The organism is Photobacterium ganghwense, from assembly GCF_017329545.1.
Taxonomy (GTDB): domain Bacteria; phylum Pseudomonadota; class Gammaproteobacteria; order Enterobacterales; family Vibrionaceae; genus Photobacterium; species Photobacterium ganghwense.
The window spans coordinates 1094285-1109992 of sequence record NZ_CP071326.1 but is presented as its reverse complement, the minus strand read 5'-3'; the positions used below and the strand labels follow the sequence as shown (position 1 = coordinate 1109992).

Annotated in this window: 16 protein-coding genes and 1 pseudogene; 6 read left to right on the top strand and 11 right to left on the bottom strand. The window is 44.3% G+C overall.

What is annotated here, in order from left to right; translation table 11 throughout:
- Positions 1 to 48: 48 nt before the first annotated feature.
- Positions 49 to 543 carry a GNAT family N-acetyltransferase gene (locus FH974_RS21160; RefSeq protein ID WP_107193897.1) on the top strand — a complete coding sequence of 165 codons (495 nt, stop codon included), beginning with the start codon at positions 49 to 51 and terminating at the stop codon, positions 541 to 543.
- Positions 544 to 773: 230 nt separating this feature from the next.
- On the top strand, positions 774 to 1529 hold the full coding sequence (locus FH974_RS21155; protein WP_047885808.1) for a metal-dependent hydrolase: 756 nt from the start codon (positions 774 to 776) through the stop codon (positions 1527 to 1529).
- Positions 1530 to 1913: 384 nt separating this feature from the next.
- Here the strand turns inward: FH974_RS21155 and FH974_RS21150 are convergent, their stop codons facing one another.
- The gene (locus tag FH974_RS21150; RefSeq protein ID WP_053061864.1) at positions 1914 to 2831 is read right to left on the bottom strand and encodes a GGDEF domain-containing protein; all 918 of its coding nucleotides are present in this window, start codon (positions 2829 to 2831) and stop codon (positions 1914 to 1916) included.
- Positions 2832 to 3135: 304 nt separating this feature from the next.
- Between FH974_RS21150 and FH974_RS21145 the strand changes: the two genes are divergently transcribed.
- Positions 3136 to 4170: an AbrB family transcriptional regulator gene (locus FH974_RS21145; RefSeq protein WP_047886318.1), complete on the top strand. Its 1035-nt coding sequence runs from the start codon at positions 3136 to 3138 to the stop codon at positions 4168 to 4170.
- 304 nt (positions 4171 to 4474) lie between these two features.
- Here the strand turns inward: FH974_RS21145 and FH974_RS21140 are convergent, their stop codons facing one another.
- Together FH974_RS21140 and FH974_RS21135 are read right to left on the bottom strand one after the other, a co-directional pair.
- The gene (locus tag FH974_RS21140) at positions 4475 to 4774 is read right to left on the bottom strand and encodes a putative quinol monooxygenase (protein WP_047885807.1); all 300 of its coding nucleotides are present in this window, start codon (positions 4772 to 4774) and stop codon (positions 4475 to 4477) included.
- Positions 4775 to 4818: 44 nt separating this feature from the next.
- Entirely contained in the window at positions 4819 to 5181 is a 363-nt protein-coding gene (locus tag FH974_RS21135) for a MerR family transcriptional regulator (protein ID WP_047885806.1), read from the bottom strand.
- 229 nt (positions 5182 to 5410) lie between these two features.
- On the opposite strand from FH974_RS21135, the pseudogene FH974_RS21130 reads away from it, so the two are divergent.
- Positions 5411 to 6367: pseudogene (locus tag FH974_RS21130) on the top strand (IS110 family RNA-guided transposase).
- Between the two features lie 59 nt (positions 6368 to 6426).
- Here FH974_RS21130 and FH974_RS21125 read toward each other — a convergent pair.
- The 5 genes from FH974_RS21125 to FH974_RS21095 form a co-directional block, all read right to left on the bottom strand.
- A complete protein-coding gene (locus tag FH974_RS21125; RefSeq protein WP_207103735.1) occupies positions 6427 to 7392 on the bottom strand; it encodes a phosphotransferase in 966 nt (321 codons plus the stop codon).
- A gap of 158 nt (positions 7393 to 7550) precedes the next feature.
- The gene (locus FH974_RS21120; protein WP_207104245.1) at positions 7551 to 7781 is read right to left on the bottom strand and encodes a hypothetical protein; all 231 of its coding nucleotides are present in this window, start codon (positions 7779 to 7781) and stop codon (positions 7551 to 7553) included.
- Positions 7782 to 7956: 175 nt separating this feature from the next.
- Entirely contained in the window at positions 7957 to 8415 is a 459-nt protein-coding gene (locus tag FH974_RS21110) for a GNAT family N-acetyltransferase (protein ID WP_047886317.1), read from the bottom strand.
- Between the two features lie 61 nt (positions 8416 to 8476).
- The gene (locus FH974_RS21105; protein ID WP_207103734.1) at positions 8477 to 8944 is read right to left on the bottom strand and encodes a hypothetical protein; all 468 of its coding nucleotides are present in this window, start codon (positions 8942 to 8944) and stop codon (positions 8477 to 8479) included.
- A 201-nt stretch (positions 8945 to 9145) separates the two neighbouring features.
- Complete coding sequence (locus FH974_RS21095; protein WP_207103733.1) at positions 9146 to 10219, bottom strand: hypothetical protein; 1074 nt, start codon at positions 10217 to 10219, stop codon at positions 9146 to 9148.
- 610 nt (positions 10220 to 10829) lie between these two features.
- On the opposite strand from FH974_RS21095, the gene FH974_RS21090 reads away from it, so the two are divergent.
- Positions 10830 to 11729, top strand: coding sequence for a VirK/YbjX family protein (locus FH974_RS21090; RefSeq protein WP_047885801.1), 900 nt, complete (start codon positions 10830 to 10832; stop codon positions 11727 to 11729).
- 266 nt (positions 11730 to 11995) lie between these two features.
- Here FH974_RS21090 and FH974_RS21085 read toward each other — a convergent pair whose 3' ends face one another.
- Positions 11996 to 12901, bottom strand: coding sequence for a hypothetical protein (locus FH974_RS21085; protein WP_169776038.1), 906 nt, complete (start codon positions 12899 to 12901; stop codon positions 11996 to 11998).
- A 577-nt stretch (positions 12902 to 13478) separates the two neighbouring features.
- On the opposite strand from FH974_RS21085, the gene FH974_RS21080 reads away from it, so the two are divergent.
- Positions 13479 to 13757: a hypothetical protein gene (locus FH974_RS21080; RefSeq protein ID WP_047885800.1), complete on the top strand. Its 279-nt coding sequence runs from the start codon at positions 13479 to 13481 to the stop codon at positions 13755 to 13757.
- A gap of 144 nt (positions 13758 to 13901) precedes the next feature.
- Here FH974_RS21080 and FH974_RS21075 read toward each other — a convergent pair whose 3' ends face one another.
- Positions 13902 to 14840 carry a hydroxymethylglutaryl-CoA lyase gene (locus tag FH974_RS21075; protein ID WP_047886314.1) on the bottom strand — a complete coding sequence of 313 codons (939 nt, stop codon included), beginning with the start codon at positions 14838 to 14840 and terminating at the stop codon, positions 13902 to 13904.
- Positions 14841 to 14847: 7 nt separating this feature from the next.
- Positions 14848 to 15699, bottom strand: coding sequence for an enoyl-CoA hydratase-related protein (locus FH974_RS21070; RefSeq protein ID WP_053061860.1), 852 nt, complete (start codon positions 15697 to 15699; stop codon positions 14848 to 14850).
- Positions 15700 to 15708 lie beyond the last annotated feature (9 nt).

Here is a 15708-nt window from a genome sequence, read left to right as displayed (position 1 = left end):
CAACTTGCTTTAAATTCAACCTGTTAGAAGGAAATGACAGTGACTTTGATGAAGAACTGCACCTATTGCGAACACGGCGATGAAATCCTTACGATTTTCAACTATGCCATTGAACATACAACGGCATTATATGAATACGAGCCCAGAACGGATGCGGTTATCAAAGCCTGGTTCGAGGGAAAAACAGAGCAAAATTACCCGGTGATCGGCGCGTTTACCCCAGATGGCACCCTGATGGGGTTCGCTACCTATGGTCGATTCCGTCCTCAGCCCGCTTTTCAGTACACGGTAGAGCACAGCGTATACCTTAACCCTGATTATTTCGGGCAGGGTATTGCTGCGCTACTGATGGAAGAGATTATCAGACAGGCTAAAGAGCAGGGCTATCACGTGATGGTTGGCGCCATTGATGCCGAGAATAGCGCCAGCATTCGTCTGCATGAAAAACTGGGATTTAACGCCGCAGGGCTAATCACGCAGTCTGGTTATAAGTTTGATCGCTGGCTTGATCTGGCCTTTTACCAGTTGTTGTTAACGGAGTGATCTCTTGTCTGTTAACGTCAGGTGATGGTCAATTATGACGAAAATCTGATCAATTATGCGACGATAAACACTAAAACCCTGTTTTTTATTGAAGTCCTGGTTAATTGATACATAATACTGTTCATATATCCAGTTTATGAGACGAGGCTGTCCGGTCTGGTCATACGCGGAAGGTACAAATTCCATCTGCGTGTACGCCGGTAACTGGTACAGCCTGGTATGTGATTACAGTGGCTAATTTCAAAACACACCTTGGAACGGCCGCGCTAACCAGTAGTTTGGCGGCCACCGCTCTGCTTTCTGCAGGGCATGTTGTGCCGATCACCGCACTTTGGCTGATGTTGCTCGGCACCATCGGCGGATTACTGCCCGATATTGATTCTGACAATTCCACATCCATGGCGACTCTGTTTCGGTTGTTTGGAGGGTTAATCACATTCAGTGTGGTCGGTCACATCTATCAAATGGTGTCGATGCTTGAGCTGATTATTTACGGCACCTTCTGTTACTTCACCATTCGTTACAACTTTAAAGCAACTCTTGAGAAGCTGACCGTGCACCGTGGTTGCTGCCATTCGGTCGCTTTTATCATGCTGGCCGGACTGTTTGTCGTCTGGCTACTGCACTTGCTGGGCTATCAGGAGGTAACGGCGTGGTTATCCGGACTGTTTATTTTCAGTGGCGGAGCCGTTCACCTGCTATTGGATGAAATCTACAGCGTAGATTTAGCCAACCGGCGGCTAAAAATGTCATTCGGATCTGCGTTGAAGATTTTTTCGCCACGAAATCCGTTCCTGAGTGCCTTACAGTGCCTGTTAATTGCGGCACTGTATGTGCATAGTCCACCGCTGGAGAAAACCTGGCAGACACTTTCTCATTGGAGTGACTTTCGGTTTAAGCCAGATTGGCTGAACAGGAAAGATGTTGTCGGATTTTTTGATAGTTTGTTGGCTTCGACACGTGACAGTATTCATCATGGTCAGTAACGAGTCCATGTCGTGGCGGGGGATTTGCAGTTGTTGCTGACGAAGTGCGCATGCTGGCTGCCCGAACACAAGATTCAATCCGTGAAAAACAGGTGCTCTGTGATGATTAACCACTAAACATCATTGCAGGGTGTTCATTCAAAAGGGAGCTTTGGCTCCCTTTTGTGATTGAACGGTTGTTGTCGTTATGACAGTAAAACAGTGAGGAAATCTAAGTCGTTTAAAGGTCGGGGAGTTATAAGGATAAAGCCCTGAAGCCTTGCAGAAAAACACCAGAGAATCATGGCACTAAAGTCACTGTGTTCATTAATGATCGTAACAGCGGGATGTGCATGACAGGTCAGGGGGCTTTTTAATAATCGGCTTTCATTTAGGTTAGGGGAGTTACTTATCGGCCTTTTGCCTGCAAATGTCGTGAAAAGCGACGACTTGGTTCTTACCATGTTTTTTGGCGTGATTCAGCGCAATGTCTGCCTGACGGACTAATTGCTGAGCATGGTAATTGCCGTCCTGCTGCGTTTGTGTGCCGATACTGATGGTAAAGGACAGGCATTTGTCATCCTGAACCGTGACAGAATGATGCGCCACATCCTGACGCAAGCGCTCAGCCAGCATGTGGCAGTATTGTTGCGGCGTATTGGGTAACAGGATCAGAAATTCCTCGCCGCCCCAGCGCCCGATGAAATCTGTCTGTCGGAAACTGTTTTTACAGCTTTGGGCAAACAACGTAATGACATCATCGCCGACATGATGGCCATAGGTGTCATTGATGGTTTTAAAATTGTCGATGTCAATAAACAGACAGGAAATCGGATAACCATACTTGCGGGCACGGCTGATTTCACATTCCAGAATGCGCTCAAATCCATGCCGGTTTGTCAGCCCTGACAATGAATCAATGTAGGCTTTTTTCTCTAATGAACTAAAGTCGTTGTATTTTTCGGTAATGTCGATGACCGAAAGTTGGACCGCCATCTTGTCTTTCCAGTGAATGATAGACTCGGCAATCAGAACATGAACGACTTCTCCAGAAGGTTTGGTCAGGCGGAAGGTCATAATACGTGGTGATGCCTGGCCACTCATCAGTTCAGCGTAAAATGCCCGTTCGGCTTGAGGGTCACAATCACACAGAACGCTGAGCAGGTCGGGTAAGTTAAGCAGGGTGTCTGGATTTTCGGCACCAAAAATTCGGCATAAGTTGTCGTCAACATACTCAATGTTGAAATGGTCATGAATCAAAATCCCGAATGTCGACGCAAACGCATTATCCTGATCTTGTTGTAATCGTGGGTATTTCGCCATCAATTGTACTACTTTTCGTGGCCTGTCTGAGAATCGTTTTTTATGCCTCTACGGCATCATTAATAACACAGGTATCAATATCATTAATATGTGATGTTGATTCCAAAAATTCAAGGGTAATCGCATTTTAAACGTTAATTACTTTTAAGAATCAGACCTCTGTCATCTTTTTAAATCATGCATACGGTTCGTAAAGAATGCACATGAGTGTAAAGAAAGTTAGACGTTATTTGTCTGATGAAAACTTGTTGTTATGAAATTGTTGTGTTCCAATGTTTTCAACAAAAATACTCAGGACAACAAGATGTTAATGACATTTGGCTATATGTTTGGTGGCGCATGGCTAGGCACCTTGAGCGGGGTCCCTATGGGCGGGATGTTTGGTGCAATGATTGCTGTATTAATGGGCGGCAAACTACATCGGCCAATGATATTGCCAAATGTAACATTAATAATTATCCAGATTGTACTGGGTGTTAGTGTCGGCAGCCTGCTTGAAGTGAAGCAGTGGCAGGAAACGTTCACTTTTGAGTTAGGTGTCGGGCTAGTGTTTTGCTTGTCATTACAAATGCTGACAGGGTATTGGTGGCTGAGAAAAATGGCTAATTGGGGCAAAGACGAAAGTTTGCTCGGCTGTTTTCCCGGTGCAATGGGCGCGGTACTGGCCATTGCCGACAGCCAGAAAGCGCCGTCACAGCGTGTAGTTTTCACCCATACTGTCCGGCTCGTTACCCTGATGTTGTTGGCCACGGCCATTGCTATGTACGGTTTACCCGAGGTCACGCAGGCCGCTCAGGCGGCGGAGGTCGTTGATGTCGCGCCACCTGTGGACATGGTGATATTGGGCGCAGTAATGCTGGTGTCCTACGTGGCTGGATTCGGACTGGGGAAATGGGGGTTGCCCGCAGCTTATATGGTCACCAGCCTGGTTGTCACAGCTGGTGCTCGTTACTGGTGGCCGGACGCAAATGTAAGGCTGCCGGAGGCAACCGGGATGATAGCCATGGTACTGCTCGGGGGGCTGGTTGCTGTGCGAATTCAGACGGTCACATTTCGGCAGATGCTCAGCTATATGGCTGCAGGCGTGGCGGTAATGTCACTGGGACTGTTGGTGACCCTGTTGGTGGCATTGGTGTTCAGCTCGCTGACCGAAAAATCGTTTCTTGTGCTGGTGATGTCCTGGGTGCCGGGAAGTGTCGAAGCCATGACGGCAACTGCGTTGATGTTGGGGTTGGAACCGGCTTTTGTGATGCTGAGTCATGTGATTCGTTTATTGGTATTGCACATATTGCCGGTCATTTGGATGTGTAAAAACAAGTGGGCGGCCAACAGGGTCTGAAGGCTGACATCGATTCAGAGACGACGTCTGACATGACTTTGGGTATGGCATCTGGCTCATTCGTTGAAAATTATAAGAAGTAGTGAAGAATCTTGGTTCCTCGCAATGTCGTTCTTTGTACGATCAAAGTAGGGTGCATACACCGAAAGGGTGGCGAAGCGTTGCCCTTGGTGTCAGTTGCTCTTGGTGTAGGTTGCCTTGGCCGTAAATGGGGGGCGTGATACTCAATTCCATGCCCCAAGATGGCGTGAGGTGTGATGAAAACAGCGCCAAACATTAACACTATTGACGCCATAGGCTCTTGTTAAGCGTTTTTAGCTACATCACTGGCAAAATACTGTACCACCTCAGTCAAATCATGCTTCAAATATTCTAATGTGTGAGGTTGAACGAAATGAAATTTGAAATCTTCCTCACTATCAAACCTTTCCCACAATAAAAAGCGACTCTTATCATTGATGCATTGATGAAGTGTAAAAATTGAGCATCCTGGCTCTTTTAATGTCTCATCGCAAAGTTTCTTAAGGTGTTGAAATGCTATATTGATGTCCACAGATTCTTTGACTTTTAACTCTGCTGTAATGTAATAACCTTTGTTAAACATGAATGACTCCTTTTTAGTGAAGTCAGTACACTAACTCCTAGAGTTCACTCTAGGTCAAGTATTTTTTCGTCATACGCGTTTATTTTGTAGCGTACTATTTCTAACTCATCATTCAGTCGTTCTATCTCGCGTTCTAAATTGACCTTATGAGTTAAAAGTAATAATTTTCTATCATGCAATGTATTAGTGCCGGCTAAGCGTAGTTTCGCAAACGTTTTGATTTCCGCTAGTGGCATGCCTGTAGATTTTAATCGCTTAATCCAAGTCAACCATTCGATATCTGTTTGATCGAATATGCGTTGTCCAGAAACATTTCTACGAATATTCAGTAATAGTCCTTCTTTTTCATAGTACCGTAGCGTATGAATTGAAATATTTGTTTTTTCTGATACTTCAGAAATTTTCATATTAACTCCCTATTAAACGCTTGTATGGATAATAAGCTTGTCATTTGGGTAATGTGAGACCCAAGCTTTAGCTGCAACTAAAGCTTCTTATGCGGTAGTTCGTTTAAACGCTGGCTCCTCTGTCGAGAGACCGATAACAAACATGAACGCCGCATAGGACTCCAAGCATCAACCTCGAATAGTCGACTGGGTCTCGAACCCGCATTTCGCAAGCAAGAGTTAGCTTATTATGAATACAAGCACACATCAAAACATTCATGTAGGTGTTGATACAGGTAAGTCACAACTAGACATTTTTATTCGCCCAATTGATATCTTTTTTACTGTTAACAACGACGAGAAAGGTATCAAAGAGGCCATCAAAACAATCAAACAACATGTCCCACAGCGTGTTGTTGTCGAAGCAACTGGACGTCTAGAAATGCCGTTCATCATTGCTTGTTCAGAAGCAAAACTTCCCTTTGTTATTGCCAACCCCATACATATAAAACGGTTCGCCGGAGCCATTGGTCAACGAGCTAAAACAGACAAATTAGATGCTAGACTCATTGCTCACTATAGCGAGGCCATTCAACCTAATCTGACGCAACTGAAACCTGAAAATATGCGTTTAATGAGTGATTTAGTCGCTCGCCGTCATCAACTGCTGGCCATGCAAACCATGGAGAAAAACCGATTACAATCATTACCAAAACATCTGGCTGGCACCATCAAACCCGTGCTCACGACCTTTAAAAATCAGATAGAAAAAACTGAGTAAAAAATCCTATCTCTCATTGAATCATGCCCCGAGTATCAAAACAAAAATCGTCTTCTGCAGAGCGTTCCCGGCATCGGAAAAGTCGCAGCTGCATCCATCATTAGCAACGTTCCTGAGCTTGGGCTTATTACCAACAAACAAGCCGCTGCACTCATTGGTGTTGCCCCCATCAATCGAGAAAGTGGACGCTATAAAGGCAAGCGAGTCATTCAGGGGGGACGAGCACAAGTACGCACCGTGCTCTACATGGCTATGATGTCTGCAATGCAGTGTAACTCTGTTTTTAAAGATACTTACCAGCGACTTTTAGATGCAGGGAAACCGAAAAAAGTCGCCATTATTGCGTGTGTAAGGAAGATGGTTGTGATCTTAAATTCGATGCTTCGAGATGGCGTCATGTGGAACGAAAACATAGCCAGAAATTAGCTATTGACGCCATAGTCGTTTGTTATGTGCACTTTAGAGTTTTTGTGAATAATTAAGTTCTATTTCTTGTGTCGAATTGAATTGGTTAAACATGACAAATATCTTGTAAATGATTCTGTAAAATCACCTACGTCATCTTCATTACCGTCTATAGCATTCAGAACAATAGATGCATAACTTAAAGTATGATGTGCATAGCAAACTGGTTCTGCAGTTTCCCAAGCTCTTTGCAATTCTGATTCAGGTAAATAATGGCGCCAATTTGACAAATAATTCTTGATTAGCTTCTGCTTCAAACTCGTTTCTGAAAACTGATAAATGAAATTACCGTCCATAAATGGATGAGTAATGCAAGCATCGCTCCAATCAAAAAACAAATAAGATTCGGCAGTTCTTGCCATGTTACCTTCATGTAAATCGCCATGAACAAGACAATCTGGCAAAGAATATTCTTTAAGATTGTGAACTGCTATTTCTAATTTCGACAAAAGGTTACTATCAAAAACAATATTTTTATCGTTTAAAATCGCTGCAATTTTGGGTTGGCTAAAATGCCAAATGAGTTGTGTTGCTAAATTTTCGATACTTCGTGATTGGCACCCTGATTGTTGTAACTTATTAACATGCTCAACAGATAAACTCTGTGCCTCCCCCCATATCTGGTATGCGTCATTCCACACCGTCAAATCTACATCTTCATCCAGCGGCTCCCCAAAATCACTAGTTAGTTGCCAACGTCGATCTTTATCAATAGCTAAAACATCCGGCACTTTATCCTTGAAAATATGAGCAAGAAGGTTACAGACACCCGCTTCATTAGAGAACAGTGGCAATGATGCTGTTGCTTTAAAATATACATTTCCTTTTTCTGTTGGAATGCGCCACACATCACCTAAAAACCAATCTTCGACAATGATTAATTCATCAACTTTCTTGTAATTTAGTTGTTTAAGTGTATTCTCGATCCAGTATTTGGCATCAAGCTTCCAATCAGAAAGGTGTTTAGAACACGGTTGAGTACTCATTCAAAGTTTGCCTTTAACTATGCGCTTGTCAATATGCGCTATCCCAATGGTATGGTGCATTATGTCCAAATTTTCTATCGAGCGTTTAAAGTCATCACTCTTAAACAGCTTGTTAGTTGCGTAGCTTGCCACTGGCAGAGTAATAGAGATACTGAACCTCAATCTAAATTATCTGGTGTATGAAGATTGGTACCGCATACTGTACATTTGTAATCACCAGTTGCTTCACCTTCCATTAATGCACCAACTATTGCAGCAAATAGACCCGAGAAGAAACCTTTAGCTTTTTTCTCAGTTACTTCCTTTGGCTTAGAGAAACTTACGTACCTATGCAGCGTAACTTCTTTACAATTACAACAAAACGCCCTTGTCTCTTCAGAACCGTACATTTTTACCAATCTGATTACTCCCTGTAAGCTAATTTTCCCCAAGCAACTAACGCCCAATTAAGGTGTGAGGCACGCAATACCGAAGCTTCCGCATAACACCGTAACCACTAAAACTAACGCATAGTAAAAATGCCACGCGTGCCGAATCCCTCTTGAACAGTTTGTTATGTGCGTGCTAATTGAGGTACTTTTGCCAATGTTGCTGACCTTTCAAAACTACTCTGTAATCTTCGTAGTCCAATGAACAGTAGAGCTTTTTAGCTGCAACATTATCATCACCGACTTCTAGTGTGATTTTGAGGTAATCATTATCACGACAATACTGTTCGATACCATTCAGTTGCGCCCTGCCAACACCTTTACTGCGAAAGCTATCCGACACCATAAAGTCATGGATATTCATCACTCTTTGCGCACGATAAGTTGAGAACGATTCAAAACAAACCGCAAAACCGGCAGGCTTGTTGTCGACAAAACTGATAAATCCGTGGAAATAAGGCAGCGCAAACAGCTGAGCAATAACAGAGGGATCTAGTTCAACCGAGAATCCAGATAGGTACTCTCTGAACAAAGTCTCGAATATACCTTTATCCTCAATGCTTTCTGTTTCGATACGCCTAATTGTAATTTCCATATTCATTTCCACCAAAGCAACGGAGTGTTGGACGTCCCTCTTAATGGCCTTGTTAGGTGCATTATTCACACCAAACATCACAAGTTTCGCCTCTATTTAAGTTTAATAGCTTCGCGCTAGCACATGCACCATATGGACTACCTTCTATAAATTTTACTTGCTCACCTGTTTCCCAACCGAGACAATAAGTTTGTGCCTTAAAGGTTTCGCCATTAATGATAAATAACTCGTCATTATTAGCAATTTCGATTGGATAGCCTTGAACGCTAGGAGCTTTGGGTTTAGTAGTATCAGTTTTAGCATTAAGGTCTACAGTTCCTAAATGGTCTTCTACAGACCACTTTATTTCACCTTTGCCTTCTATATACATTTTTACCCAAAGAGGGCTGATATCTGCGGGAAATATTTTGCCTTCGAATAAGAGCGGCGATAACTTCATAGTCCACTTTTCGAGTAACAGCCTATCTCCCTTAGCTGTTACAACGATAATATTGTCATCATCTATTTCCTTTTCAATATAAACGTTCATTACGTCTGCGAACGTAGAAAAGGAAATGAATATCCCTATGATAGCAACAAGGCTTTTGAACATACTCCGATCCTTCTGTGCACCTAACGCTCTGTTAAGGGGTGAGCAACGCAATACCTAAGCCGCCGCATACCACCTTAAACACTAAAACCAACGCATAGTTAAAATGCCACGCGTTGCGAATCCCTCTTGAACAGTTTGTTAGGCGATTGTTGCTCGCATATACTCCTCGTGCACTGACTCCCTCAAAGCCAACATATACTCAGATGTCCTATTTTCAGGAAGATTAGTTTTTCTTTTTGGGCTGTCTGCGTTTTCCTGCCAGTAACGAAGCCTTTGGAAAAGTTTACTACCATAACCATACTTCTTCCCCCACATAGTAGAGAATGTATGCTCAAGCCTACCAAAGTACTCTTCTGGCTCTTCAGTAGATCTAGGAAGCATCATATCTGCTATTTTGGCAATGGCTTTGTCCATACTAGCCAGTAGCCACAATTGGTCAGTGTCTTTGTTAGCTAATGTTAGCCAGTGCTGAAGTAATGCCAAATCCCACCCCGCATTCCTGACGCTTTTCATTGAGCTAGACTTGAGCATTTTAGGTATTTTCTCGCCACTAAAGTAAATCGCCATGAAGTAAAATGCAGGAGCACAAAAAACATACTCCTCAAACATCCACTCTAATAACGACTTCACAGCTTCGTAATCGTTGTTACACTTGGAGCGAATGCTCAACCCTTTTTTGATGACAACTATATTAAACTCGAAGGCTTTGACACGGTATTCCGTGTCAAAGTTAATTAACTCGCCTGCTTGATAACGAGGGACAACTTCAAAGGGGATAGAATTAATGTTATTTAATGCTATATCCAAATATATATTTGCGTCCAAATTATCCGCTGAACGGAAATAACTCAGCTCTTCATCTGCACGTTCAACAGAAGAGTTTTCAATGTATTCATGGTATGAAAGACCCGGTTCCGATTTGATACTTGAAGCATTAAAAAAGGCTTGAAGAGCTGCGGTCAGCCTATGGCAACGGCTCACTTCAAACTCTGGCGATAGATCAACACCTTTAACCAAGTCAATAAGATATGAGACGATGTTTCTATCAAGCAAACAGCTAACCTGTTGGTTACTGTTCAACAAATAATTTTCAAGTTTATACGCATGGTCAGTGTCAATTCCATAAGGATTCAACAAGATTTTTGACTCAATCAAAAGCTTTTCGATCTCTTTAAAGTCGCTGAGCCTTTCTTGGTATATTAGTACTTCCATGCTTTCCTCAAATCGCCTAACAATTTATTATAAGGCTCTGCGCCTGTTTAGTCCGTTTCTAGGCTGCCGTTTAGTTCCAGAACGACTGACGTTCAATCCATGACAAATCAATGTGACAGGGCAGGGATAGTTCGCTTAACTGCATATATTCCGGATGTTTGCCCGATAGTCTTCCCAAAACTGACTATACCGTTAACCTGTGTATATACTCAGTATTTTAATCTGGTCACGATAACGATTTCATCATTGCCAATGTTAACCTTGGTTCCAATTTCGATGAATGTACCGCATCACAATATTGTTTGATTATGTGATGAAATACTTATCAATCTAATGCGCATTATGTGCATCTGAGTAATGAAAGAGCGGTGTCTCACTTAAGCAGATAGTGGCGTGTAGGTGAATTGCGGAAACCCAGCGTCTAAAAATAACAAAACGGTATGAAATTAGAGCACTTATAATGAGGTTTTTAATCAATTCTGAGAATTGCAAGTGTGATGAATGTTGTTCTGACAATTGCATACAATAAAGTACAAAGTCCAGATTGCTAACTCGTATGACGACGACTAGCCTAGCACCAAATTTGAACACTGTATCATTGGTGCAATCTATGAACTTGTGGACGGCAGCCCAAGACACCTATGCCAAGCGTGTCGTAGTTAAAAATATAAAGAATGCAACCTGGCAGAAAAAGTCGGCGTATATCGGCAAATATATTGTTCGCGGTATGCTGGCTTACCGTCAGTTACAAAGCCTGTATGACCAGTTTTCATTTGGCGAAAGGCAAATGTTGCTGGAGAAGCAGCCTGAATTCTTCTTAAAGTGTATGCGACCATACTTGCGTGACGGTCTGTCAAAACAGCAGACAGTTGATGTGATTTTGCAGCATTATGGCTGGTTTGAATCCACATTTTCACACTCAGTGCGTCGTGCCGTGTATCAGGACGGTTTTGTCCTCAAATCCATTCCACTGGAAGCGTCCACTCTTCAGCTTCGGTTAATTCACGACAGCAAATTTCATCGCGAAGGGGAACTGACACTTGTTCTTTGTGATGAACAAGGCACCAAATATTACATGGTGACGTTTATTGTTGTCGGAAACAAAGCCTATATTGGTGGGCTTCAGGGTGGTAGAGACATGCAGGATTTCAGTCGCATGTTTACCAAAGGGTTATACGGCCAGAGACCGAAGTCGTTTGTGGTTGAAGCCCTGCGCATGGTATTAGAGCTGTTAGGGATTAAGCAGTTGTTTGCGGTAAAGAATGACGCTCATGCTTATTCGTCTAAGCGTTATCGCAAGAAGCCGGTTATGATGGACTACGATGCATTATGGGCAGAGCTGGGCGGTACAGAACATAACCGATGGTACTATGAACTGCCGGTAGTGGCTGAGCGCCGTCAGCTGGAAGAGATTAAACGACCGAAGCGTAAAATGTATCGTGAGCGCTATGAATGGCTCGACCAATGCCGAGATGACCTTGCTTCACAGCTTTTGCAGGCGGCTCGCTGAACCTGTTATCACTCATCAGATAGCACTTCTTCGTTAGCAGGGACGCTAACGGCAGAGTGTCCACTTTTTTGATTGTTTGTTCTCATTCCTTTTTATTTTTCTCACTCTTTCTAGTGTTCTTTCATCTCGATGTTCAGCTTAAGACATTTTATCAATGTCAGTATTGGCGAGAGCTATAGCCACCATAATCATTTACTACTCGCTACCCACTCCCAGCAATAAAAAATAAACCCAACCAGAGAGGATGATTTTAAGCCCGTTCCGTTTTAATCCGGGGTGGGAATTTTGCGTGATAAGCGGTCAATACCGCCAATGGTGGTAAAGAACAGTTCCAATTCCATCATGATGCCGGGATTGAGTTTGTAATCAAACTCATCCTGAAAATTTAATTCCGGTGTTACTGCCAGATAGAGCCAGTCTTTATACAGCCGATGTTTCCAGGACATGGAAACCCAGGAGTTGGTGATAGAGTAGTTGGGGCGAGAGTCTGCACTAACGCCAAGCGAATATTGCATCAGGTTACTTTCGTTGATTCGGTCGAAGATCTCTGCCTGATTAACAAACTCCCAATTATCATCGTCATCCAGAAACTGGGCGCTGGTGCTCAGTTTCAAAATAGTGGTGGGATCTGTGGGACTGGCGAAATAGAAGTTCAGCGACGTTAATGATCCCGGCCCTTTTGAATGGTAGTAAAAGAGTTCCTGCTTGATTCGGGTCGTCCAGTTATCACTAACCTGATCAACGCGCCAAATCTCTGCCCGGGTAAAGGGATCAAGGGGAAGTTTGATCTTCAGACCTAAATCAAGGTTTGTTTTCCAGTTTCCCCAATTACGACCTTGTGCACGAAAGCCGCCAATCGCCCCATTGCTGCTGTCGCCATTACTGATACCGCGTTGTTTGTCTTCAAGGCGGTCAAAATCATCCGGGTCTGTGTCAAAAATCAGCTTCCAGTTTTTTTCTGTGTGGGGGAGATCCAGCTTCAGTCGAACACTGGCATCACCGTCAAAGTACTCGCGGTGGCTGTAACGGGGCTTGAAGCGAATTTTCAGATAGCTACGGTTTTCCATCGGCTCTTCACCGTCCTTTTTCGAAAGGTAATGGTCGAATGCAGTGCTGTAGTCATGGATGCTATCTGATATGGAGTCCTGAGTTTCGTTTAACCAGTCTTCCAAATCCGAATCGTCCTCCGCATCTTCATCCGTTTCAGCAACAGCAGTAAGGCTGGCGTGATTGACGGAGGTTGTATATGGGTTCGCGGAGGTTGTATAAGGATTTAGGTGGGTGTCGGTTTTCTCCTCGTTTAACGCTTTATTGCCAGTCTCAGTATAAAGACTATCAGCCGCGTTAGAAGGCAGTGAAAAGGTTAACGTAACGGCTGGAATCACACACCGCCAACAATTAAACGAGAACAAAAATAAGGGTTGGAACCGTTTGTTCATTTTCCCTCCTGTTATTATTCTCACGTTAACCAAACAATCTGTTTAATTATAGTTTTTGTGCCACACCTGATAGTTAATCAAATCTGGAGTTATAAAATGAGATCTTATTCCAACTTTTAAAAAGAGACTTCTGCAACATTCCGGTGTATCACTCAGGATTATTGGATAAATATAGCCTAAACAAGAGTTTATTTCCGTCATATTTCATTACACTCTGACAGGCCAATTTACTGGGCGTTACTGGCTCTTCGACTATCCTTTACTTGTATGCAAAATGTGACATGCAAGTATGGCTAATTGGAGTACGCCTATGGACACTGTAGATTTTGACGGAATCAAGCGTGATATTTCTGATAAAGTTTCCTCGATTTTTGAAAACTTCGAAGAAAGCAACAGCCGTTTACCTACCATGGAAGAATTCAGGGCTTTATTTGATAGTCAGGCAGAACAGTATATCGGGCCATTAGATAAACTGACCGTAGAACAGGGAGGAGCGAAATATGAACGATTCCTCGAAAGAGAACAGAAGCTTTGGCGTGCAGTAAATGAACTGGAGGCTGAACAACGGTGCTTGCGCTCTGACAGCTGATAACGAGTGTCAATACGCTTTGTGAAGACCACGTGTTTTTCTGGTACACACTCACAGACAAAAACGAAGGAAATCGCGAGATTCCCTTCGTTTATTTTTGTTCCGGTATAGTTAGCTGATTCGTAAAGACAAACTATAAAATTATTACATACACTGATTACGCTCCTGAGCACTGCGAAGCGCCAGTGACACATTGGAGCGTGGTGCAATCCCCAGCGACTGACAGATCATCCATCCGGCTTCGGCCAACTTGTTGAGGTCGATGCCTGTATTGATCCCCATCTGCTGGCACAGATAAACAACATCTTCTGTGGCGACGTTGCCGCTGGCACCCGGAGCATACGGGCAGCCACCTAATCCAGCGGTACTGCTGTCAATGGTGCTGATGCCCATTTGCAGAGCCTGGTAGATATTGGGGAGTGCCTGACCCCAGGTATTGTGGAAATGAACAGCCAGCAGGGAAGGGGGCACAAGCCTGCTCACGGCTTCCAGCATACGCGCTACCCGCAAAGGGGTGCCTGTGCCTACGGTATCTCCCAGTGAAATTTCATGGCAGCCCATTTCCAGCAGCGTTTGAGCAATCAGGGCGACTTTGTTGGGATCGGTTTCACCGTCATATGGACAGTCAATCACACACGATAGATAGCCCCGAACCGGTATCTCATGAAGCTTGGCCAGCGCCATAACAGATTCAAAGCGTTGCAGGCTTCCACTGATTGAGCAGTTGATGTTGTGCTGACTGAAGCCTTCTGAAGCCGAACCAAAGATGGCAACTTCGCTGGCTTCAGCGGCAAGCGCCATTTCAAAGCCCTGAATGTTCGGGGTCAGGGCGGAGTAGGTTACCCCCGAGTGACGTTCAATGCCTTGCATGACCGACATGGAATCGGCCATTTGAGGAACACGTTTAGCTGAAACAAACGACCCCGCTTCAATATGGCGAACACCGCAGGCAGAAAGTGAATTGATAAACGCAATTTTGGCTTCTGTACTGACCTGTTTTTCATTTTGAAGGCCATCACGGGCACCCACCTCGACAATTTTCACTTGCTTTGGTAGATCCTTTGCCAGGGCGTCAGCGGTCATCATGAAATTACTCATGTGGCACGCTCCATACTGGCCGTCGCTTCTCGAAGAAGGCGTGCAGACCTTCCTGACCTTCAGACGAGGTGCGTATCTCTGCAATCAGCTGACTGGTATGTTGTCTCAGCTCGTCGTCGAGTGGCATCAGTTCGCAGGTTTTACACAGGGCTTTTGCAGCCTGCAGTGCGGCCGGGCCGTTTGCCAGAATCTGCCCGGTTAATTGCGCCAGCAACTCGTCCCGTTCTTCTGCCGTGACCACCAACTGATGAACCAGTCCCATGGTTTGGGCCTGATAGCCGGAGAATCGCTCAGCGGTCAGCATAAAACGCCGGGCCTGACGTTGTCCCAGAGTCCGGCAGACATAAGGACCAATAGTGGCAGGGATCAGCCCCAGTTTGACTTCGCTCAGGCAGAACGAGCTCTCCTTCATCGCAATAACGATATCGCAGCAACATACCAGACCCACTGCGCCGCCGAATGCACTGCCCTGTACCAGTGCCAGCGTTGGCGTCGGGAAAGTATCAAGTTGATGAAGTAATTCAGCCAGTTTGGCGGCATCCTGTTCGTTTTCCTCCTGGCTGAGGTTAACCATCGACTGCATCCAGTTCAGATCCGCCCCGGCGCTGAAATGTTGCCCGTTTGCAGTGAGGGTCAACATGCGAACGTCACCTGACTCGCGTAACTGAGTCAGGTAGCGAAGCAGATCAGCAATACAGCGATCGTCAAAGGCATTGTGTTTGTGAGGACGATTCAACGTAAGGGTGGCGACTCCATTGGTCGCCAGAGTACAAAGAACAGGATCGTCATCTTGATGGTGGAAAATCTGTTCAGCGCTCGGCGCCGGATGTGTTTCGACTGTCATTTGACTCTC